Source organism: Microbacterium sp. (assembly GCF_047972865.1).
Taxonomy (GTDB): Bacteria; Actinomycetota; Actinomycetes; order Actinomycetales; family Microbacteriaceae; genus Microbacterium.
In genome coordinates, this window is record NZ_JBKEAY010000104.1 from 1 (window position 1) to 20,919 (window position 20,919).

The following is a 20,919-nucleotide window of genomic DNA, read 5'->3' on the forward strand; positions in this document are numbered from 1 at the left end:
TTCGTGGGCGGAGCCGCTCGCAACCCGTTGCTGGCCTCGTTCGCCTCGCTCATCGCGCTGCTGCTGTGGTTCAACCTGTCGGCGCAGGTGATTCTCATCGCGGCCTCGTTCATCGTGACGAAGCACCTGGAGGATCACGACCGCGTGCGAGAACGGTTCGGTGCCCGCACGCTCGCGCAACTGCGGGTGCGTCACACCGAGGACCTGACCCACATCGCCGCCCGTGACCTGCAGAGTGCGCGGGATGCGCTCGCCCGGGAACGCGAGAATCGGACCTCCGCTGTCTCGACCGTGTGAACAGTGTGCAACGACCTGCGGGATCGGTCGGGAGAGGTGTCCGGACGACGGTACGGTTTTCTGTGTGTCTGATCTCCCCGCTCCCCGCCCCGCAGGTGCCACGCACCCGCTCGCTCTCGCCCCCGTGACCGCTCCGCCGAGTACCGTGGACGGTTTCGTCCGACGATTCCTCGAGAACCTCAACCTCCAACGCGGCGTCACCCTGTCGGCGGCGACCGTCAACGACCAGTTCCACGCTCTGGCCCATACCGTGCGCGACTACCTCATGGCCCGGTGGCTGGAGGACCAGCGCCGCCAGCGCGAAGCGCAGGCCAAAGGCGTGTGCTATCTGTCAGCCGAGTACCTGCTCGGGCGCCAGCTCGACAACAACCTCCTCGCCTCGGGGCTGCGTGACGTCGCCGCCCAGGCTCTCGCGTCCTGCGGCATCGACCTCGACGACATGCGTGCCGAGGAGGTCGAGCCGGGGCTCGGCAACGGGGGCCTCGGCCGCCTCGCGGCCTGCTTCATCGACTCGCTGGCAACGATGGGCGTCCCCAACATCGGGTACGGCATCCGTTACGAATACGGCATCTTCCGGCAGACGTTCGTCGACGGTCAGCAGGTCGAGCGACCGGATGCCTGGCTGACGCTCGGCTCCCCGTGGGAGTTCCCCCGGCCCGAGGCGGCGCAGATCGTGTCGTTCGGCGGTCACACCGAGACCTACGACGACGCCGGCACCGCTCGCACGCGATGGGTGCCGGCGTGGAATGTGCAGGCCGTGCCCTACAACTACATGGTTCCGGGGTACCGCAACGGGCGTGTCAACACGCTGCGCCTGTGGTCGGCGGTCGCGACCGACGCGTTCGACCTGCGGATCTTCAACGCGGGCGACTATGCCGAGGCCGTGCGTGCGCAGACCTTCGCCGAGAACATCTCCAAGGTGCTCTACCCGGAGGACTCCACGCCGCAGGGCAAGGAGCTGCGGCTTCAGCAGCAGTACTTCTTCGCCGCCGCCTCCATCGCCGATTTCCTCAACGACGTGCTGCCGGCGGGATTCGACCTGACGCAGCTGCCGGACCGGGTCATCTTCCAGCTCAACGACACCCACCCGGTCATCGCCGTTCCCGAACTCATGCGCGTCCTGGTGGACGAACGCGACATGACATGGGAGCAGGCCTGGCAGATCACCCAGCAGTGCTTCGCTTACACCTGCCATACCCTGCTGCCGGAGGCGCTCGAGGTGTGGCCGGTCGAGCTGCTGGGCCGGCTGCTGCCGCGGCACCTCGAGATCATCTACCGCATCAATGACGACTTCCTCGACGAGGTGCGTGCCCGCTACGGCGACGACGAGCTGCGCATCCGCGACATGTCGATCATCGCCGAGCACCCCGAGCGGAGCGTCCGTATGGCCTACCTCGCCACCGTCGCCGGAGCGAAAGTCAACGGCGTCGCCGAACTGCACTCCCAGTTGCTGCGCGAGAAGGTGCTCCCCGCGTTCGACGCGTTCTTCCCCGACAAGTTCACGAACGTGACCAACGGGGTGACGCCCCGCCGCTTCCTGCGGCTGGCCAACCCCGACCTGTCCGACCTGATCACGGGGGCGCTCGGCACCGGGTGGCTTACCGACCTGGAGCGGCTGCGCGAACTGGAGGTGTACGCCGAGGACCCCGACTTCCGCACCGCGTTCGCCGAGGTGAAGTCGGTCAACAAGCGCCGGCTGAACGACGTGCTGGCCGCGCGCGGCGACGTCGGCATCCGCGACGGGCACCTCCTCGACGTGATGGTCAAGCGACTCCACGAGTACAAGCGTCAGATGCTCAAGGTGCTCCACATCGTCACGGTGTACGAGGGGATCGTCTCGGGTCGGGTGCCGGCATCCGACGTGCAGCCGCGCACCTTCGTCTTCGGGGCCAAGGCGGCGCCCGGCTACGCGATGGCCAAGCGCATCATCCACCTGATCAACGCGGTCGCCGCGACCGTGAACACCGACCCGCGCGTCGAGGACCGGCTCAAGATCGTCTTCCCGGCCAACTACAACGTCACCCTCGCTGAACGGCTGATCCCGGCCGCCGACCTCTCCGAGCAGATCTCGCTGGCGGGCAAGGAAGCGTCGGGGACGGGCAACATGAAGTTCGCGCTCAACGGCGCGCTCACCGTGGGGACCGACGACGGGGCGAATGTCGAGATCCGCGAGCTCGTCGGCGATGACAACTTCTTCTTGTTCGGCATGAGCGAGCCCGAGGTGGAGTCGCTGTGGGCCACGGGCTACCGCCCCAGCGAGGTGTACCAGGCCGACGAGGGGCTGCGCCGCGCGATGGACCTCATCGTCTCCGGCGTGTTCTCCGGCGGGGACCGCACCGTGTTCGAGCCGATCGTGTCGAACCTGCTGTACGACGACCGTTTCATGGTGCTCGCCGACTACGCCTCGTACATGGAGGCGCAGCGGCGGGTGGATACCGCCTACGCCGACCAGGATGCCTGGACGCGGTCCGCGATCCTCAACGTCGCCCGGTCCGGTTTCTTCTCGTCCGACCGGTCCATGCGCGACTACATCGACCGCATCTGGCACACCCCGCCGCTCCTGTGACCCACCGGCGGGGGAGCGGGGTCAGCGCGCGTAGCGCTCCGCGAAGCGGCGCAGGATGCTGCCGGTGTGAGTCACCGGCAGCCGCCGCACCGCGGCCAGCGTGAGATCCTTCTCCTCCGCCGCGAAGTACCCGTAGCCCGAGTACGCGTGAATGCGGGTGGTGATGCCGTCCACGTCGAGCTCAGGGTGGAACTGCGTGGCGTAGACGTTGCGACCCACCCGGAACATCTGCACCGGGCATCCCGGCGAGGTCGCCAGCAGCGTCGCGGAGGCGGGGAGCGTCGTGACCGCCTCCTTGTGGCCCACGAACGCGGTGAACGTGTCGGGCATGTCGGTCAGCAGCGGGTCGCCGGCCCCGGCGTCGGTGCGGGTGACCTCGATGACGCCGATCGGTTCGCGGTAGGTGCGGTCGATCACGGCGCCCTGGTGCGCCCCGAGCGTCCCGACGCCGTAGCAGGCCCCGAGGAACGGGAAGTCGCGCGCGACGACGTCGTCCAGGAGCGCCGCGAACTCGGCTTCCACGCGGTGCTGCACCGGGGATTTCTGCGCGGGCGGGTCGGATGCGTTGAATGGCCCACCGCCCACGAGGATTCCCGACAGTCCGTCGAGGTCGATCGGCGGCATCGGCTCGGCCTCCAGGCGCACCCGGAGCAGGTGCCGCTCGTCGAGGCCGGTGTACCGCAGGAACAGCGCGTACTCCTCATCGGCGGGGAGGTCTTCGGCACGGGTGGCCAGCAGCAGGAACGGCTTCATCGCTGGTAAGTCTATGGTCGCCGTCGACGGCGGGCGGATGCTGTGGACAGTGCCCGGTCGCGCCCGGACGCGGCGGACTAGGCTGGAACGAGGAGGTCACCATGGCTATTGCACGACTGCTCGGTGGGCCCCTCGACGGTCAAGTCGTACCGATCGAGGACGCGATGCAGGACCAGTACATCGTCCCCTACGGCGAGGGGCAGATCGTCTATGTGCGTGAGGGCGATCCGACCCACACCGGTGACAGCGACGGACCGACCGAGACGCGGCTGCGGTACGTCGAGGCGACCGAGGACATCGACCCGGATCCCGACGGTCGCGACGAGTGAGTTCGGTCGTGCCGGGCCCCGAGTACAGCTTCGAGGTCGAGCAGAAATACGACGTCGATGCGGACACCGCGGTGCCGGACTGGGCTGCGCTCGCCGGGGTCGCTTCGGTCGATGCGCCCGACCGCCGTGCCCTCGATGCCCGGTACTTCGACACCGCGGACGGCGCACTGGCGCGATCGGGCACCGCGCTGCGGCGGCGCACCGGTGGACCGGATGCGGGATGGCACGTCAAGCGGTCCGCCGTGGGCGGCAAGCACGAGACCCGATGGCCGCTGGGGGAGGGCGCCCACGACGAGGCGACCCCGCCGCCGCCGGTGCTCGATGCCGTGGCCGAGCTGGCGTCGCCCCCCTTCGTCGTTCGCGCCCGCATCCGCACCGACCGCACCGCGACGGTGCTGCGCGACGGGTCCGGTCACGTGCTCGCGGAGTTCGTCGACGACCGTGTCACCGCGACCGACGTCGCCCGGTCGGTGACGACCGAGTGGCGCGAGTGGGAGTTCGAACTCGGCGCGGCCGCTCCCGCGGAGGCCGCGGGGAAGGCGGCGCTGTTCGCCGCGGCCGACCGGCTCGTCACCGCCGCGGGAGGCCGAGTCGCCCCCGCCGACTCGAAGCTCCGTCGCGCGCTCGGCGGCTGAATCGCCGGCGACGCGGACGGGGCGGGAGTGCGCACACGCTGACGCCGCCCCCGGCTTCGCGGTGGGGCGGCGTCAGCATCGAAGCCCCACGCTAGCGCACTGGAGCATTCGTGTGAATAGGTGGATCCCGATCGGGTCGCGGCCTACAGGTTGATCATGTGGCCGACCAGGCCGTGCAAGGCCTCCTGCACGGCCTCCGAGAGCGTCGGATGGGTGTGGACGTTGCGGGCCGCTTCCAGGGCAGTCAGATCCCACTTCTGGGCAAGGGTGAGCTCGGGCAGAAGCTCCGAGACGTCGGGCCCGATCATGTGAGCGCCGAGCAGTTCGAGGTGCTCACTGTCGGCGACGAGCTTGACGAATCCGACCGGTTCTCCCAGGCCGTTCGCCTTCCCGTTCGCGCTGAACGGGAACTTCGCCACCGCGACGTCGTGGCCGGCGTCCCGGGCCTGCGCTTCGGTCAGGCCGAACGAAGCCACCTGCGGCGAGCAGAACGTCGCGCGGGGCATCATCCGGTAGTCGCCGAGCGTCTGGGTCTCCGCCTTGCCGATCGTCTCGGCGGCTACGACGCCCTGCGCTTCGGCGACGTGGGCCAGCTGCAGTTTCGCCGTGACGTCACCGATGGCGTAGATGCCCTCGACATTGGTGCGCATGTGGTCGTCGATCTCGATCGCACCGCGGTCGGTCAGCGCCACGCCGGTGTTCTCCAGCCCGAAGCCCTCGACGCGCGGCGCGAACCCGATCGACATCAGGACGCGGTCGGCCTCGATCGACCCCTGCGCCCCCGACGCGTTGTCGGAGTAGCTCACGGTGACCTTGTCGCCGGAGTCGACCACCTGCTCGACCTTGGTGCCGGTGAGGATGTCGATACCGTACTTCTTGTACTGCCGAGCGATCTCCTTCGACACGTCGGCGTCCTCGTTGGGCAGTGCGCGGTCGAGGAACTCGATGATGGTGACCTTCACGCCGTAGTTGTTCAGCACGAACGCGAACTCGATGCCGATCGCGCCGGCCCCGACGATCACGATGGACTCGGGCAGATCCCGGTTCAGGATCTGCTCCTCGTAGGTGACGACGTTCTCGCTGATCTCCACGCCGGGGAGGAGCCGCACGGTCGACCCGGTCGAGATGATGGCGTTGTCGAAGGTGACCTCGTCGGTGGTTCCGTCGGCGCGGGTGACGGTGATCGCCTTGGGGCCGGTGAACGCGCCACGACCCTCGTACTCGGTGATCTTGTTCTTCTTCATCAAGAAGTGGATGCCCTTGACGTGGCCCTCGGACACCGTGCGACTGCGGTCGTGTGCCGCGCCGAAATCGAAGCTCACGTCGCCGCTGATGCCGAACAGGTCGGCCTTGTGGTGGAAGGTGTGGGCGAGGTCGGCATTGCGCAAGAGCGCCTTGGAGGGGATGCAGCCCACGTTGAGGCAGACACCACCCCAGTACTTCTCTTCGATGACGGCCGTGGACAGGCCGAGCTGAGCACAACGCACCGCCGCGACATAGCCGCCGGGGCCGGCACCGAGAATGACGACGTCATAGTGAGGCATGTCCCTCAGCCTATCGCTCGGCGGGGGCCGCGATCGGCCCTGTCGCCGGTGTCGTCCTCGCCCTACCATGGTCGTCACGGCGGGCGTTCCTGTTCGCTGATCGGATGACGGAAGTGGGTATCGGAATGGACGCGAAGATGATGGACGCCGTGTCGCCGGACATGATGTCGATGGCGGGCATGCCGGCCATGGACATGGCGGTGATGCAGGCGTGCATGGACGCATGCTCGGCGTGCGAACAGGCCTGCGTGGTGTGCTCGATGCAGTTGATGGACTGTGCGCCGGCCTGCGGGAACGCCGCCGACATGTGCAATACGATGATGCGCGCGATGATGCGCATGTCCGGCATGACGCCCGCATCGATGATGGCGATGCTCGACGCGTGCATCGCGATGTGCCAGACCTGCATGGACGCGTGCATGATGCACGCCGACGACGCGGTGTGCCGGATGTGCGCCGACGCCTGTCAGGCCTGCATGGACGCGTGCAACGCGATGCGGGAGGCGATGGCGGCCTGAGCCGGGTCAGCCGATGACGGCGACGTTGACGATGCGCGCGCCCGCCGATACCGCATGGTAGCGGGGGTGGTACGCGACCGGCTCACCGACCGTGAGGGATGCCGCCGCGCTCCACAGCTCGACGGGCGTGCCGTCCAGCGTGTGGACGAGGATCGTGCCCGTGGCCGGGTCGGCGGCGGTGACGATGACATCCACCCACTCGGCCGGGGTCGCCGCGACAAGACGCGCCTGGATGAGGTGCACGCCGTGACCGGGCGCGAAGCTCGAGCAGGCTCCGCCGCTGGCGCACATGCACGCCGCGGCCGAACGGACCGGGGCGGATGTGAGGCGCTGGCGCGGAGTGGACACGAGAATTCCTTGGGTTCGTCGGAACGAGGGCTGGTCCAGGCTAAGTGGCGGTGGGCCGGCGCGCCACGATGGCGACACACGCCGCAACAATCGGCGATGCGCACGTCGCTCATTCGAATGTCGGCGGAGGCACGGCATCCGTTAGGGTGAGTGCGGAGGAGGACTCAGGTGTTGAGCAACGATCGACCGGGCGGCGAGATCAGCCGCGATGATTTCGGCGCTTCTTCGGGCGCGCCCGATACCACGCAGACGTTCGGAAGCGACTCCGATCTCTCCTTCGTCCCGTTCGGCATGGAACTGACCGAGGCGGAGGTCGACGCGATCGCGGCACTGCCGTCGCGTTCCGCGCTCCTGCTGGTGCGCTCCGGGCCGACCGCGGGCGCGCGGTACCTGCTCGACACCGACGTGACCACGGTGGGCCGCCATCCCGAGGCCGACATCTTCTTCGACGACGTCACCGTGTCACGCCGGCACGCCGAGGTGACACGACAGGGAACCGCGTTCGAGATGACCGATCAGCGCTCCCTGAACGGCACGTACGTCAACGGGGAACGGGTCGATCGCGCTGCGCTCGTCGATGGTTCCGAGGTGCGTATCGGCAAGTTCCGGCTGAACTTCTTCGTCTCGCCCCTCGATCGCGTGCCTGCGGCAGACGCGTGACGCCCGCCGCGTCGCCGCGTCGGCGTTCCTCGTCCTCGGGGTACCTGAGCATCGGTCAGGTGCTGGCTCGGCTCACCCCCGAGTTCCCGTCGCTGACCTCGAGCAAGCTCCGCTTCCTGGAGGTGCAGGGCATCGTCACGCCCATGCGGACCGAGTCGGGCTACCGCAAGTTCTCGCCGACGGATCTGGCGCGCGTGCGCACGGCGCTCATGCTCCAGCGTGACCACTATCTGCCGCTGGCCCGCATTCGGGAATACCTCGACGAGCACGGACCGGACGGCGCGAGCGCGGCGGTCGTCCCTATGTCGATCGTTCCGGTGGGCCGCCGGTACCGCCGGGCCGAGCTGGTGCAGGCCGCGCAGGCGAACACGGCGCTGCTGGCCGATGCCGTGTCGGCGGGACTACTGCCCGCCGCCGACACCTATGACCAACGCTCGCTCGCGATGCTGCGCTCCCTCGTGGCGCTGGAGACGCACGGCATCCAGCCCCGGCACCTGCGGGGGGTGCGGCAGGCCGTGGAACGCGAACTGTCGCTGATCGAGAGCGCGCTGGCACCGTTGCTGCGGCGCACGGATACCGGTTCCCGCGAGCGCGCCGGTGAAACTGCCGCGGAACTGTCGCGGCGGATGGACGAGTTGCGTGCCGGACTGATCCAGACGGCACTGGAGCGGCTGACGCGTTAACCCCCGCCGTCGCATCGCGACACGCCGAGGGCATCCGGGCGGATGTCGTTGCCGCAGGTGCTGGACTGCTCTAGCGTGGAGAGAGGTGGAATCGTGGTGGAGGAATTGATGAGCGCGAAGGATGGCGGAAGCGGTCACCGGTCCGCCGATGCGCTGCTGTTCACAGACGGTCTGCCCCAGCGCGACGAGGAAGTCGGCTATCGCGGGGCGGAGGCGGCTCGGGCCGCGGGCATCACCTACCGCCAGCTGGATTACTGGGCGCGCACCGGTCTGGTCGAACCGACCGTGCAGAGCGCGACCGGGTCCGGGTCCCAGCGCCTCTACGGCTTTCGTGACGTGCTCGTCCTGAAGCTCGTCAAGCGACTGCTCGACACCGGAGTCTCCTTGCAGCAGATCCGGGTAGCCGTCGACCAGCTCCGTGCGTCCGGCATCCGCGACCTGGCGGGAACCACGCTCATGAGCGACGGTGCCTCCGTGTACCTGTGCACCTCGAACGACGAGGTCATCGACCTCGTCAGCCGCGGGCAGGGTGTGTTCGGCATCGCGGTGGGCAAGGTGCTGCGCGAAGTGGAATCGACGCTCGTCGAATTCGACGCCCTCACCCCCGCGCCGATGGACGAACTCGCCGCGCGCCGAGCCGCACGCACCGCCTGATCGGCGGGCACGGCCCGTCCGTCCGCCGTCAACGCCGCGCGGGCGCTGTTACGCGGACGCCTCGCTGGGGGCGGGGATGCGCCCGGCCCGGATGATGCGGTCCAGCAGCGCGTCGAAGTCGCGCGCGAGCTCCTGGGCCGAATCACCCGGCCAGATGTGCAGGGGTTTGGCGGCACCCTGTGCCTGCTGCAGCGAGGTGCGCTCGGGCAACTGCGGGGACAGCACGAGCGGGCCGAACATGTCGCGCAGTTCCTTGATGCGGAACTGGTGTTCGATCGACTGCGGGCGCACTCGGTTGACGACGATGCCCAACGGCTGCAGGCGCGGCGAGAGCCCGCGCCGGATCTCCTCGATCGCGCGCAGGGCGCGGTCGGCGGCGGCGACCGAGAACAGTCCCGGCTCGGTCACCACCACGACACGGTCCGACGCGGCCCAGGCGGTGCGGGTGAGCGCGTTGAGCGAGGGCGCACAGTCGATCAGCACGAGGTCGTACTCGGACTCGATCGTGGAGAGGGCTTCTTCCAGCTTCCACACGTCGCGCACGCTCGGGTGGGGCCCGTCGAAGTTGATCGCGGACGGGCTGCCGATCATGACGTCGATCGTGCCGGGATGCACCTTGGCCCACCCGCTGGTGGTGATCGCCTGGCGCACCACCTTCTCCTTGGGGTTGGCGAGGACATCTGCGATGTTCAGCCGGCCCGCCACCTGGATGTCCATGCCCGTCGACACGTCGGACTGCGGGTCGAGGTCGACGACGAGTGTTCGGACCCCTCGGGCGAATGCGGCGGAGGCGAGACCGAGAGTCACCGTCGTCTTGCCGACACCGCCCTTCAAGGAACTGACGGAGAGAACGTGCACGAAGCATTACGTTACCGTCCCCTAGGCTGAGAACACACTTTGGCACCCCGGGAGGCCCAACTGCGGCGGCCCGGCCGAGTTCGTGAGGTGAGCATGTTCCGGAAGATCCTGGTCGCTAATCGCGGTGAGATCGCCATTCGAGCCTTCCGTGCCGCCTACGAGCTCGGAGCGCGTACCGTCGCGGTCTACCCGCAGGAGGACCGGTATTCGCTGCACCGGCTCAAGGCCGACGAGGCCTACGAGATCGGTGAGGAGGGGCACCCGGTCCGCGCGTACCTCGACGTCGACGAGATCATCCGCGTGGCCACCGAGTCCGGTGCCGACGCGATCTACCCCGGCTACGGGTTCCTCTCCGAGAACCCGGAACTGGCCGAGCGGGCCGCCGCGCACGGCATCACGTTCATCGGTCCGCCCGCGCGCGTGCTGGAGATGGCCGGAAACAAGGTGACGGCCAAAGAGCACGCGATCGCCGCCGGTGTCCCGGTGCTGCGTTCGACGGAGGCCTCCGACGACGTGGATGCGCTGGTGGCGCAGGTCGACGACATCGGGTTCCCCATCTTCGTCAAAGCGGTCGCCGGCGGCGGCGGTCGAGGGATGCGGCGGGTTGAGGCAGCGGCCGACCTGCCCTCTGCCCTCGCCGAAGCCATGCGGGAGGCCGACGGCGCCTTCGGCGACGCGCGCGTGTTCCTGGAGCAGGCGGTGCGCCGACCGCGTCATGTCGAGGTGCAGATCCTCGCGGACACGAGCGGCCACACCGTGCACCTCTACGAACGCGACTGCTCGGTGCAGCGTCGGCATCAGAAGGTGGTCGAGATCGCCCCGGCGCCGAACCTGTCCGGCGACGTGCGCGAGGCGCTGCACCGGTACGCCGTGGCGTTCGCGAAGTCGATCGACTACGCGAACGCCGGCACGGTCGAGTTCCTGCTGGAGACGGCCGGGCCGCGCACCGGCGAGGTGGTCTTCATCGAGATGAACCCGCGCATCCAGGTGGAACACACCGTCACCGAGGAGGTCACCGATGTCGACCTGGTCCAGTCACAGATGCGGATCGCGGCGGGGGAGACCCTCGACCAGCTCGGCCTGCGGCAAGAGGACATCCGGGTGCGCGGTGCGGCCCTGCAGTGCCGGATCACCACCGAGGACCCCGCGCAGGGTTTCCGGCCCGATACCGGCAAGATCACGACCTACCGGTCGCCCGGCGGCGCCGGCATCCGCCTCGACGGCGGGACGACCGCAGCCGGTTCGCAGGTCAGTCCTCACTTCGACTCGATGCTGTCGAAGCTGACCTGTCGCGGTCGTGACTTCGCCTCCGCGGTGCGCCGGTCGCGCCGCGCGCTCGCGGAGTTCCGCATCCGCGGGGTCAGCACCAACATCCCCTTCCTGCAGCGGGTGCTCGACGACCCGTCGTTCGTCGCGGGCGACCTGAGCACCGCGTTCATCGACGAGCGGCCGGAGCTGGTCAACGGGCGCGAGTCGAAGGACCGCGGCTCGAAGATCGTCGCCTGGCTGGCCGAGACGACCGTCAATCGCCCGCACGGCGAGAATCCGGTGTCGGTGGAACCCCGCGCCAAGCTCCCCGAGCTCGACCTCGACGCGCCCGCTCCCGCGGGGTCGCGGCAGCACCTGGCCGAACTGGGCCCGACCGGGTTCGCCCGCGCGTTGCGGGCACAAACAGCCCTCGCCGTCACCGAGACCACGTTCCGTGACGCGCACCAGTCCCTGCTCGCCACTCGCGTGCGCACCCGCGACCTGGTCACCGTCGCCCCGTACGTCGCGCGGATGACGCCGCAACTGCTGTCGGTGGAGGCCTGGGGCGGGGCGACCTACGACGTCGCCCTGCGTTTCCTCGGCGAAGACCCGTGGGAGCGACTCGACGCGCTGCGCGAGTCCCTGCCCAACGTCGCGATCCAGATGCTGCTGCGCGGACGCAACACCGTGGGTTACACGCCCTACCCGACCAAAGTCGCCGACGCGTTCGTGCACGAGGCGGCCCGATCCGGCGTCGACATCTTCCGTGTTTTCGACGCGCTCAACGACGTCAGCCAGATGCGACCGGCGATCGAGGCGGTCCTGGCGACCGGTACCGCCGTCGCCGAGGCCGCCGTCTGCTACACCGGCGACCTCCTCGATCCCGGCGAGGACCTCTACACCCTCGACTACTACCTGCGGCTGGCCGACGAGGTGGTGCAGGCCGGCGCCCACATCCTCGCCGTCAAAGACATGGCGGGCCTGCTGCGTCCTGCCGCCGCAACGCGCCTGGTCGCCGCGCTGCGCGAACGGTTCGACCTGCCCGTCCACGTTCACACCCATGACACCGCCGGCGGGCAGCTGGCCACCCTGCTGGCGGCAAGCGCTGCCGGCGCCGACGCGGTGGACGCCGCCGCGGCGCCCATGGCGGGCACGACGAGCCAGCCCTCCCTGTCGGCGCTCGTGGCGGCGCTGGCCCACACCGACCGCGACACCGGACTCGACCTCACGGCGGTGTCCGACCTGGAACCGTACTGGGAGGCCGTGCGCGCCCAGTACCGCCCGTTCGAGTCGGGCCTGCCCGGTCCCACCGGACGTGTGTACCACCACGAGATCCCGGGCGGGCAGCTCTCGAACCTGCGGCAGCAGGCGATCGCCCTCGGCCTGGCCGACGACTTCGAGCTCATCGAGGACATGTACGCGGCCGCGAACGGCATCCTCGGGCGGGTCCCGAAGGTCACGCCGTCATCGAAAGTGGTGGGCGACCTCGCCCTGCACCTCGCCGCCGTCAAGGCCGACCCCGCCGATTTCGAGGCGCATCCCGAGAACTACGACGTCCCGGACTCCGTGGTCGGGTTCATGGCCGGCGAGCTCGGTGACTTGCCGGGCGGATGGCCGGAACCGTTCCGGTCGAAGGTGCTGGCCGGACGCACTCCGAAGACCGGGGTGACGCCGCTGACCGACCAAGACGAGGCGGCACTCGACGGCGACGCGACCGCGCGCCGCGACATGCTCAATGCGCTGCTGTTCCCGGCGCCCACCCGGGCGTTCCAGGACATGCGCGAGACCTATGGCGATCTGAGCGCGATGGACACGGTCGACTACCTCTACGGGTTGGTCCCGGGCCAGGAGCACATCGTCCAGATCGAACCGGGCGTGCAGCTCTACGTCGGACTGGAAGCGATCGGCGAAGTCGACGAGAAGGGCATGCGCACCGTCATGGCCACCCTCAACGGGCAACTGCGCCCCGTGGCGGTACGAGACCGGAGCGTGAGCGTCGAGACGAAAGAGGCCGAGAAGGCCGACCCATCGCAGCCCGGTCACGTCGCCGCGCCCTTCTCCGGGGTCGTGACCGTGAAAGCGGCCGTCGGCGACGTCGTGGCGGCCGGCCAGTCGGTCGCCTCGATCGAGGCGATGAAGATGGAAGCGGCGATCACCGCTTCCGTGGACGGCGTCGTGGAACGGGTCGTGCTGGGGGCTGCCGCGCCGGTGGAAGCGGGAGACCTTTTGCTCGTCATCCGGCCCGGAGAGTAGTCTGGGCTGTCGGGCGGGGACGTGAACCGCTGGGGAGCAAGCCCGAACCGACCTGGAGTGATGAGGCAGTGAGTTCTGAGCACAAGGACGACGAAGCCGGCGAGTACGAGAACGCGGTCCTCGACAACACCGGCACCATCGGGACCGCGGGCATCGGGAACCTCGGCACCGCCCAGGTCCGCGTGACGTTGCCCACGGCCGACGACGACGACGCGGACCTCGTGGACGATGAACCGAGCGCCCCGCGCAGCCCGGCGGACGAGGCGCGGCCTGCGCCCGCGCTGTACCGCACGGTCGCGTCGGTCACCCCCGCCGCACCGGAGCCCGCGACACCGCCGACGGCTGCCGCGGTCGTCCCGGCCTCGACGGCGGAGCAAGTCCCGGAGCGGGTCCGCCCACGGACCTCGGAGGTTCCGCTGCAGTCACGCCGACTGGGCGAACTCGGTGCCGGCCGCGAGACCAGCGACCTGCTCACCTCCGACCGGCTCGTGGATCCGGCACGTGTCGCGCAGCCGGCCCCGGAGGGCGTATGGCAGCGATTCGTCTACGGCGTGTCGGGGCACCTGGTCAATCTGGGCGACAGCAAGGGGGCCCGCGAGCGCAAGGAACTCGACCGCCGGATCGCACAGCCGCTGCACGGCGGGGCCAAGTTCGTGCCGGTGCTGTCGCGCAAGGGCGGCGTCGGGAAGACGACCATCACGACCCTGCTGGGGATGGCACTGGCCGACACCCGGGACGACCGCATCATCGCGATCGACGCCAACCCCGATCGAGGGACGCTCGCCGAACGCGTGGGGCAGACCGGGGGGAAGACCGTGCGCGACGTCGTGCGCACGCGCGAGGAGATCCGCGGATTCAACGACCTGTCCGACATCGTCGCTCGCGACGAGACGAGGCTGGACGTCCTCGCCTCCGACACCGACCCGCACGTGTCCGAAGCCTTCAGCGACGAGGACTACCGCCAGGTCGCCGATCTGGCGGCGCACTATTACTCGGTCATCCTCACCGACACCGGCACCGGCATCGTGCACTCGGTGATGGACGCCACGCTCGCCGCGGCGGATCACCTCGTGGTCGTCACCGGCCTCAGCGTCGATGAGGCCCGACTCGCCTCCGAGACCCTGACGTGGCTGGAATCCAACGGGTACGCCGACCTCGTGCGCAACACCGTCGTGGTCCTCAACGCGGCCCGCCCCGGTGCCGAGCTGGTCCGCGGCGACGAACTGGAGACCCACTTCGGCACCCGTGTGCGCGCGGTCGTCCGCATCCCGTACGACCCGCAGATCGCGACCGGGTCGGCCGTGTCGTTCCGTGATCTGCGTCCGGCCACCCGCGCGGCGGCGCGCGAACTTGCCGCCACCGTCGTCGAGGGCCTTCGCAGTTCGAACACGGCCGCCTGATGGCGCTGCGCCCCATTCGGCTCTTCGGCGATCCGGTCCTGCGGATGAGATGCGAAACCATCGAGCAGGTCGACGACGGCATCCACGCGCTGGTGCAGGACCTTCTCGACACCGTCGCCGAACCCGGCCGCGCGGGCGTCGCAGCACCGCAGATCGGGGTGGGATTGCGGGCGTTCAGCTACAACATCGACGGCGACATCGGCTACGTGCTCAACCCGGTGCTCGCCGAGGTCTCCGGCCAGCCCGAACCGATCGGTGAGGGTTGCCTGTCGGTGCCGGGCCTGTGGCACGACGCGGTGCGCTCGCCCTACGCGCGCGTCACCGGCATCGACCTGGACGGACGGGAGATCATCCTGGAGGGCGAAGGGCTGATGGCCCAGGCGCTGCAGCACGAGACCGATCACCTCGACGGCATCGTCTACCTGCAGCGGCTGAGCCCCGACGAGCGCCGCATCGCGATGCGCGAGGTGCGCGAGTCGGACTGGTTCTAACGGCGGTCAGCCCGCCGCAGCGCTCGGCGCCGGGGCGTCGTACATCGCGTCGATCGCGTCGGCGAAGTCGGTGAGGATGACGTTGCGTTTGATGCTGAGCTTCGGCGTCAAGTGTCCGCTCGCCTCGGTCCACTCCGTGTCGAGGATCGTGAAGGCACGGATCGACTCCGCGCGGGACACCGCATCGTTGGCGTGGTCGATCGCGCTTTGCACCTCGGCACGCACCTGCGGGTTGACCGCGGCATCCGCGAGCGACATGTCGGCGGGCAGGCCCTTGTTGGCCAGCCACGTCGGCAGCATCTCGGGGTCGAGGGTGACGAGCGCCGACACGAACGGGCGCTGGTCTCCCACGACGACGACCTGACCGACGATCGGGTCGGCCCGCACCGGATCCTCCAACCCGGCGGGGGAGACGTTCTTCCCTCCCGCGGTGACGATGATCTCCTTCTTGCGACCCGTGATCGTCAGGAAGCCCTCGTCGTCGAATGTGCCGATGTCGCCGGTCTTGAACCAGTCGCCGTCGAACGCGTCCGCGGTGGCCTCGGGGTTCTGCCAGTACTCGGCGAAGACGTTGACCCCGCGGACCTCGATCTCACCGTCGTCGGCCAGGCGCAGGCCCACACCGGGGATCGCCGGACCCACCGTGCCGATCTTCGACCTGTCGGGCAGGTTGACCGTCGCCGGGGCGGTGGTCTCGGTCAACCCGTATCCCTCCAGGATCGTGATGCCGAGGCTGTGGAAGAAGTGTCCCAGGCGGGGGCCCAGCGGCGCAGAGCCCGACACCGCGTAGCGCACGTTGCCGCCCATCGCGGTGCGCAGTTTGCCATACACGAGGCGGTCGAACACCGCGAACACCACGCGCGAGCCCAGCGACGGAGCGACGCCGTTCTGCAACGCGGTCGAGTGGTCGATAGCGACCTGGGCCGCCTTGCGGAAGATCTTTCCCCTGCCGCCGGCTTCGGCCTTCTGCTCGGCGGAGTTGTACACCTTCTCGAACACTCGCGGGACGGCCAGCAGGAACGTCGGCTTGAACGACCCGAGCGCCGGCAGAAGCTGCTTCGTATCGGGCTGGTGACCGGTGCGCACCCCTGCGTGGATCGCGAGGATCGAGATGAACCGGGCGAACACGTGCGCCGTCGTGATGAACAGCAAAGTGGAAGCATCCGGAGTGTTCACGACCTCGCCGAGCGCCTTCGCGGCGTTGCGCGACAACTCGACGAAGTTGCTGTGGGTCAGCACACAGCCCTTCGGGCGGCCCGTCGAACCGGACGTGTAGATGAGGGTGGCGATGTCAGAACCCACCGCGAGGTTGCGGCGGCGCTCGATCTCCTCGTCGTCGACGCCGTCCCCCTGGGCGCGCAGGGTATCGAGGTCACCCGACTGCATGGTCCAGGTGTCGCGCAGCAGCGGCACCTCGCCGCGGATCTCGGCGATCCGGGCGGCGTGCTCGGCCGATTCGGCGATCACGGCGACCGCGCCCGAGTCGGACAGGATCCAGTTGATCTGTGAGGCGGAACTGGTCTCGTAGATGGGCACCATGACGGCGCCCGAGAAGAACAGGGCGAAATCGACCAGCGTCCAGTCATAGGTCGTCCGCGCGATGAAGCCCACTTTGTCCCCGGGGGAGATCCCGGCGGCGACGAACCCCTTGGCCAGGCCGATGACCTCGCGCACGAACGCCGCGGCGGTCACATCGCGCCAGCCGTCGCCGTCGGGGACGCCGAACAGCACGCGCGACGGCGTCGCCTTGACGCGGTCGACGAGCAGGTCTGTGACGTTGGCCTCCGGGTCCGCGGGCACGATCGCGGGGACTTCGAACTGTGCTGCGCTCATGGGCGGCAACTCCTTCGGTACCGTGTCAGCTTCGTGATGGGCGGTCGGGATCGAGTGTATCCCGCTCCCGCGCGCCAGGCCCGGTAGGTGGCGCGACGGTGACGTTAGACTCCCGATGTCGGTGCGGGCGGCGCCGGCGGAGAGGATGCGTAGTGCTCAGCGTCGGGATCGACATCGGCGGCACCAAGATCGCCGGCGGCGTGGTGTCGCCGGGCGGCGACATCGTCGACCGCGCGCGCGTGCAGACCCCCCGCGAGCCCGCCGCGATCGCCGTCGCCGTCGCGGAGATGGTCACCGGCTTCGAGACGCGGCACGAGGTGGGCCCGGTCGGCGTGGCGGCCGCGGCGTTCATCGACGCCGATCGGGCCGTCGTCCTGCACGCGCCGAACATCGCCTGGCAGAACGAACCGCTGCGCGACCGGGTGCAGCAGCTCCTCGGCCGGGCCATCACCCTCGAGAACGACGCGAACGCGGCAGGCTGGGGCGAGTACCGATACGGTGCCGGCCGCGGATCCCGCGGCATGGCGATGCTCACGCTCGGCACCGGTGTCGGCGGGGCCGTCGTCGTGGGCGGGACCCTGCTGACCGGCGCGTTCGGCATCGCCGGCGAGCTGGGCCACCTGCGCTCCGTGCCCGGCGGACGGCGGTGCGGATGCGGTCAGACCGGCTGCCTGGAGCAGTATGCGTCGGGACGGGCGCTGCAGGCCGAGGCCGCCGAGGTGGCCGAGGACGCGGAGATCGGTGCGGCGCTGCGGGCGGCGCAGACCGCCGACGGCCGGATCGACGGAACGGTGATCGCCCGGCTGGTGGCGGCATCCGATCCCGGCGCCCTGCGTGCCGTCGACCGTGTCGGGCGGGCGCTCGGTGAGGCGTGCGGGCAGTTCCAGGCGATCTTCGACCCCGAGCGCTTCGTCATCGGCGGTGGCGTCGCCCAACTCGGCGAGCCGCTGTTGCGGCCGGTCCGGGCATCCTTCGCCGCCGCCGTGCCCGGTGTCGGGCACCGGCCGATCGCAGACATCGTGCCGGCGACGCTCGGCAACGACGCCGGGCTCATCGGCGTCGCCGACCTGGCGGGAGAGCGGAGCTGACGATGTTCTACTGGTTCATGAAGTACGTCGTGATCGGCCCGGTGCTGAAGGCGATCTTCCGCCCCTGGATCGTCGGGCGCGGCAACATCCCCGCGACGGGGGCGGCGATCCTCGCGAGCAACCACCTCTCGGTGAGCGACTCGGTCTTCCTCCCGCTGATGATCGACCGGCCGATGTCCTTCCTCGCCAAGAGCGACTACTTCACCGGCACCGGGATCAGCGGCTGGGCGACGCGGTTCTTCATGCGGGCGACCGGACAGATCCCGATCGACCGCAGCGGGGGGAAGGCATCGGAGGCGTCGCTGAACACGGGCCTGGGCGTCCTGGGACGCGGCGACCTGCTCGGAATCTACCCCGAGGGCACCCGCAGCCCCGATGGCAAGCTCTACCGGGGCCGCACCGGACTGGCCCGGATGGCGCTGGAGGCACGCGTCCCGGTGATTCCGGTCGTCATGGTCGACACCGGCAAGATCATGCCCATCGGGCGCAGCATCCCGCGTGTCGGCCGTGTCGGCATGGTCATCGGCGAACCACTGGATTTCTCGCGGTTCCGCGGCATGGAGAGCGACCGGTACATCCTGCGGTCGGTGACCGACGAGATCATGGTCGCGCTGCAGCGACTGGGGGAGCAGCAGTACGACGACGTGTACGCCTCCACCGTCAAGGAGCGCAGGTCGCTGTGACGGCGTCCGACAAGCCGGCATCCCACTAGACTGACCGGGTGCCGACCCCCATCGACCTCGACTCGTGGCGTGCGCTTCCGATCAAGCAGCAGCCGACGTGGACCGACCTCGACGCCGTGACCGCGGCGTCCGATCAACTCGCCGGCCTGCCGCCGCTCGTGTTCGCCGGCGAGGTGGACATGCTGCGCGACCGCCTCGCGCGCGCCGCCGACGGTCGTGCGTTCCTCTTGCAGGGCGGTGACTGCGCCGAGACGTTCGCGGGCGCCACCGCCGAGCAGATCCGCAACCGCATCAAGACGGTGCTGCAGATGGCGGTCGTGCTCACCTACGGCGCGTCGATGCCGGTGGTGAAGATGGGTCGCATGGCGGGTCAGTTCGCCAAGCCCCGTTCCAGCGACACCGAGACCCGCGGCGACGTCACGCTGCCGGCCTACCGTGGCGACATCGTCAACGGCTACGACTTCACCGAGGCCTCGCGCGCCACCGATCCGCAGCGGTTGCTCACCGGCTACCACACGGCGGCATCCACGCTCAACCTGATCCGGGCCTTCACGCAGGGCGGTTTCGCCGACCTACGCGAGGTGCACTCCTGGAACAGGGGCTTCGCCGCGAACCCGGCCAACGCGCGCTACGAGCGCCTCGCGACCGAGATCGACCGGGCCATCAAGTTCATGGAGGCGGCGGGCGCGAACTTCGACGAACTGCGCGGCGTCGAGTTCTACACCGGTCACGAAGGCCTGCTCATGGACTACGAGCGGCCCATGACGCGCATCGACTCGCGCACCGGAACGCCGTACAACACGTCGGCCCACTTCCTGTGGATCGGGGAGCGCACCCGCGACCTGGACGGCGCCCACATCGACTACTTCGCCAAGCTTCGCAACCCGATCGGCGTGAAGCTGGGGCCGACCACCACTCCGGAGACGGCGCTCGCCCTCATCGACAAGCTCGACCCCGAGCGCGAGCCGGGGCGGCTGACCTTCATCACCCGCATGGGCGCCGGCAGGATCCGTGACGCGCTGCCGCCGCTCCTGGAGGCGGTGCGGGATGCCGGTGCCACCCCGCTGTGGGTCACCGACCCGATGCACGGCAATGGCATCACGACGCCCACGGGGTACAAGACGCGTCGCTTCGATGATGTCGTCGACGAAGTGCGCGGGTTCTTCGAGGCGCATCGGGTCGCCGGGACCTTCCCCGGCGGCATCCACGTCGAACTGACCGGTGACGACGTCACCGAGTGCCTGGGCGGCTCGGAGCACATCGACGAGGACGGCCTGGCGACGCGGTACGAGTCGCTGTGCGACCCGCGCCGGAATCACATGCAGTCCCTCGAACTGGCATTCCTCGTCGCCGAAGAACTCGAAAAGCTCTGACCCCCGGCGCGCCGCGCCGCGCGCGCCCGCGCCGCGCCCCGCGGGCCGCGAGACTTCACATATGTCACTCATGCGGCCGTTTTGGGTGACATTCGTGAAGTTTCGCGAGGGGGTGGGGACGGTTTCGAGTAAGCGGTGGCGTGAGGGGGCAACATGGCGGGATGCCCAGACGCCCCACACCGTTGCCGTTTCCATTGAGCTTGGGGCCGTTCGCCTTTGCGGAGGCCGCTGCGGCGGGTGTGGCGCGCAGCCGCCTCGGCGCGGACGATGTCCGGCATCCGCACCACGACGTGTACGTCCCGGCCGGTGGTGACGCACCGAACCTGCCGGAGCGCTGCGACGCACTCCGGGCGACGCTGGACGAGTACCACGTGTTCAGCCACCTCACGGCGGCGCGCCTGTGGGGGATTCCGCTGCCGTTTCCGGAGGCGCCGGAGGAACCGCTGCACGTGACCGCACTCGCGGCGCGGCCGCCGATGCGGCGTCCGGGTGTGGTCGGGTGGGAGACGCTGGATGCCGGAACCGACCGCACGCTCTTCGGCGGTGTGCCCGTGGTGACGCCGGCGCCGCTGTGGTGCCAGTTGTCGGTTCCCGGGGCCACTGGTGTCGACCTCGACACCGGGCGGAAGCGGTCATTGTCGCGGCACTGGCTCGTCGCTGTCGGCGACTATCTGCTCTCGGGTCCGCGACGCGGCGGGAGGCGGC

The 20,919-nt window shown here is 69.5% G+C and carries 18 protein-coding genes and 2 pseudogenes; 15 read left to right on the forward strand and 5 right to left on the reverse strand.

Annotated elements, in window-relative coordinates:
- Both ACK5KK_RS06385 and ACK5KK_RS06390 read left to right on the forward strand, forming a co-directional pair.
- Nucleotides 1-297, forward strand: a pseudogene (locus ACK5KK_RS06385) (YihY/virulence factor BrkB family protein); the annotation flags it as partial.
- Nucleotides 298-361: 64 nt separating this feature from the next.
- Entirely contained in the window at nt 362-2,863 is a 2,502-nt protein-coding gene (locus ACK5KK_RS06390; protein ID WP_416889255.1) for a glycogen/starch/alpha-glucan phosphorylase, read from the forward strand.
- Between the two features lie 21 nt (nt 2,864-2,884).
- Here the strand turns inward: ACK5KK_RS06390 and ACK5KK_RS06395 are convergent, their stop codons facing one another.
- Complete coding sequence (locus ACK5KK_RS06395) at nt 2,885-3,616, reverse strand: glutamine amidotransferase (RefSeq protein ID WP_416889256.1); 732 nt, start codon at nt 3,614-3,616, stop codon at nt 2,885-2,887.
- Nucleotides 3,617-3,717: 101 nt separating this feature from the next.
- Here ACK5KK_RS06395 and ACK5KK_RS06400 point away from each other — a divergent pair, with 101 nt between their 5' ends.
- Nucleotides 3,718-3,945: a response regulator gene (locus ACK5KK_RS06400; protein ID WP_416889257.1), complete on the forward strand. Its 228-nt coding sequence runs from the start codon at nt 3,718-3,720 to the stop codon at nt 3,943-3,945.
- On the forward strand, nt 3,942-4,580 hold the full coding sequence (locus ACK5KK_RS06405) for a CYTH domain-containing protein (RefSeq protein ID WP_416889258.1): 639 nt from the start codon (nt 3,942-3,944) through the stop codon (nt 4,578-4,580). Before ACK5KK_RS06400 ends, ACK5KK_RS06405 begins: the two co-directional genes overlap by 4 nt.
- 143 nt (nt 4,581-4,723) lie before the next feature.
- On the opposite strand, the gene lpdA is transcribed toward ACK5KK_RS06405, so the two are convergent.
- Nucleotides 4,724-6,124: a dihydrolipoyl dehydrogenase gene (gene lpdA, locus ACK5KK_RS06410; RefSeq protein WP_416889259.1), complete on the reverse strand. Its 1,401-nt coding sequence runs from the start codon at nt 6,122-6,124 to the stop codon at nt 4,724-4,726.
- 125 nt (nt 6,125-6,249) lie between these two features.
- On the opposite strand from lpdA, the gene ACK5KK_RS06415 reads away from it, so the two are divergent.
- Nucleotides 6,250-6,642, forward strand: coding sequence for a hypothetical protein (locus ACK5KK_RS06415; protein WP_416889260.1), 393 nt, complete (start codon nt 6,250-6,252; stop codon nt 6,640-6,642).
- Nucleotides 6,643-6,648: 6 nt separating this feature from the next.
- Here the strand turns inward: ACK5KK_RS06415 and ACK5KK_RS06420 are convergent, their stop codons facing one another.
- A complete protein-coding gene (locus ACK5KK_RS06420) occupies nt 6,649-6,990 on the reverse strand; it encodes a hypothetical protein (protein WP_416889261.1) in 342 nt (113 codons plus the stop codon).
- Nucleotides 6,991-7,158: 168 nt separating this feature from the next.
- On the opposite strand from ACK5KK_RS06420, the gene ACK5KK_RS06425 reads away from it, so the two are divergent.
- The 3 genes from ACK5KK_RS06425 (at nt 7,159) to ACK5KK_RS06435 (ending at nt 8,987) form a co-directional block, all read left to right on the forward strand.
- Nucleotides 7,159-7,650 (forward strand): FHA domain-containing protein, encoded by a 492-nt coding sequence (locus ACK5KK_RS06425; protein ID WP_416889262.1) that lies wholly within the window; start codon nt 7,159-7,161, stop codon nt 7,648-7,650.
- Nucleotides 7,647-8,333 carry a MerR family transcriptional regulator gene (locus ACK5KK_RS06430; protein WP_416889263.1) on the forward strand — a complete coding sequence of 229 codons (687 nt, stop codon included), beginning with the start codon at nt 7,647-7,649 and terminating at the stop codon, nt 8,331-8,333. The genes ACK5KK_RS06425 and ACK5KK_RS06430 overlap by 4 nt, the downstream gene beginning before the upstream one ends.
- 108 nt (nt 8,334-8,441) lie before the next feature.
- Nucleotides 8,442-8,987, forward strand: coding sequence for a MerR family transcriptional regulator (locus ACK5KK_RS06435; RefSeq protein ID WP_416889264.1), 546 nt, complete (start codon nt 8,442-8,444; stop codon nt 8,985-8,987).
- Nucleotides 8,988-9,035: 48 nt separating this feature from the next.
- On the opposite strand, the gene ACK5KK_RS06440 is transcribed toward ACK5KK_RS06435, so the two are convergent.
- On the reverse strand, nt 9,036-9,845 hold the full coding sequence (locus ACK5KK_RS06440; protein WP_416889265.1) for a ParA family protein: 810 nt from the start codon (nt 9,843-9,845) through the stop codon (nt 9,036-9,038).
- Nucleotides 9,846-9,938: 93 nt separating this feature from the next.
- Here ACK5KK_RS06440 and ACK5KK_RS06445 point away from each other — a divergent pair, with 93 nt between their 5' ends.
- The 3 genes from ACK5KK_RS06445 to def all read left to right on the forward strand — a co-directional run bounded on the left by ACK5KK_RS06445 (nt 9,939) and on the right by def (nt 15,237).
- Nucleotides 9,939-13,346 (forward strand): pyruvate carboxylase, encoded by a 3,408-nt coding sequence (locus ACK5KK_RS06445; protein WP_416889266.1) that lies wholly within the window; start codon nt 9,939-9,941, stop codon nt 13,344-13,346.
- Between the two features lie 68 nt (nt 13,347-13,414).
- Nucleotides 13,415-14,746: a MinD/ParA family ATP-binding protein gene (locus ACK5KK_RS06450; protein WP_416889267.1), complete on the forward strand. Its 1,332-nt coding sequence runs from the start codon at nt 13,415-13,417 to the stop codon at nt 14,744-14,746.
- On the forward strand, nt 14,746-15,237 hold the full coding sequence (gene def, locus ACK5KK_RS06455; RefSeq protein ID WP_416889268.1) for a peptide deformylase: 492 nt from the start codon (nt 14,746-14,748) through the stop codon (nt 15,235-15,237). Before ACK5KK_RS06450 ends, def begins: the two co-directional genes overlap by 1 nt.
- A 6-nt stretch (nt 15,238-15,243) precedes the next feature.
- Here def and ACK5KK_RS06460 read toward each other — a convergent pair whose 3' ends face one another.
- Nucleotides 15,244-17,070 carry an AMP-dependent synthetase/ligase gene (locus tag ACK5KK_RS06460; protein WP_416889269.1) on the reverse strand — a complete coding sequence of 609 codons (1,827 nt, stop codon included), beginning with the start codon at nt 17,068-17,070 and terminating at the stop codon, nt 15,244-15,246.
- Between the two features lie 152 nt (nt 17,071-17,222).
- Between ACK5KK_RS06460 and ACK5KK_RS06465 the strand changes: the two genes are divergently transcribed.
- The 4 genes and pseudogenes from ACK5KK_RS06465 to ACK5KK_RS06480 all read left to right on the forward strand — a co-directional run.
- Nucleotides 17,223-18,158, forward strand: coding sequence for an ROK family protein (locus ACK5KK_RS06465; RefSeq protein ID WP_416889270.1), 936 nt, complete (start codon nt 17,223-17,225; stop codon nt 18,156-18,158).
- A gap of 2 nt (nt 18,159-18,160) precedes the next feature.
- The gene (locus ACK5KK_RS06470) at nt 18,161-18,841 is read left to right on the forward strand and encodes a lysophospholipid acyltransferase family protein (RefSeq protein ID WP_416889271.1); all 681 of its coding nucleotides are present in this window, start codon (nt 18,161-18,163) and stop codon (nt 18,839-18,841) included.
- Between the two features lie 38 nt (nt 18,842-18,879).
- Nucleotides 18,880-20,214: a class II 3-deoxy-7-phosphoheptulonate synthase gene (locus ACK5KK_RS06475; protein WP_416889272.1), complete on the forward strand. Its 1,335-nt coding sequence runs from the start codon at nt 18,880-18,882 to the stop codon at nt 20,212-20,214.
- A 161-nt stretch (nt 20,215-20,375) separates the two neighbouring features.
- Nucleotides 20,376-20,919, forward strand: a pseudogene (locus ACK5KK_RS06480) (hypothetical protein); the annotation flags it as partial.

What these genes read in the sequence shown, in the direction of transcription:
- ACK5KK_RS06395 (WP_416889256.1), bottom strand. Translation starts at nt 3,616, where the DNA reads ATGAAGCCGTTCCTGCTGCTGGCCACCCGTGCCGAAGACCTCCCCGCC.
- ACK5KK_RS06400 (WP_416889257.1), top strand. Translation starts at nt 3,718, where the DNA reads ATGGCTATTGCACGACTGCTCGGTGGGCCCCTCGACGGTCAAGTCGTA.
- lpdA (WP_416889259.1), bottom strand. Translation starts at nt 6,124, where the DNA reads ATGCCTCACTATGACGTCGTCATTCTCGGTGCCGGCCCCGGCGGCTAT.
- ACK5KK_RS06415 (WP_416889260.1), top strand. Translation starts at nt 6,250, where the DNA reads ATGGACGCGAAGATGATGGACGCCGTGTCGCCGGACATGATGTCGATG.
- ACK5KK_RS06435 (WP_416889264.1), top strand. Translation starts at nt 8,442, where the DNA reads ATGAGCGCGAAGGATGGCGGAAGCGGTCACCGGTCCGCCGATGCGCTG.
- ACK5KK_RS06445 (WP_416889266.1), top strand. Translation starts at nt 9,939, where the DNA reads ATGTTCCGGAAGATCCTGGTCGCTAATCGCGGTGAGATCGCCATTCGA.
- def (WP_416889268.1), top strand. Translation starts at nt 14,746, where the DNA reads ATGGCGCTGCGCCCCATTCGGCTCTTCGGCGATCCGGTCCTGCGGATG.
- ACK5KK_RS06460 (WP_416889269.1), bottom strand. Translation starts at nt 17,070, where the DNA reads ATGAGCGCAGCACAGTTCGAAGTCCCCGCGATCGTGCCCGCGGACCCG.
- ACK5KK_RS06470 (WP_416889271.1), top strand. Translation starts at nt 18,161, where the DNA reads ATGTTCTACTGGTTCATGAAGTACGTCGTGATCGGCCCGGTGCTGAAG.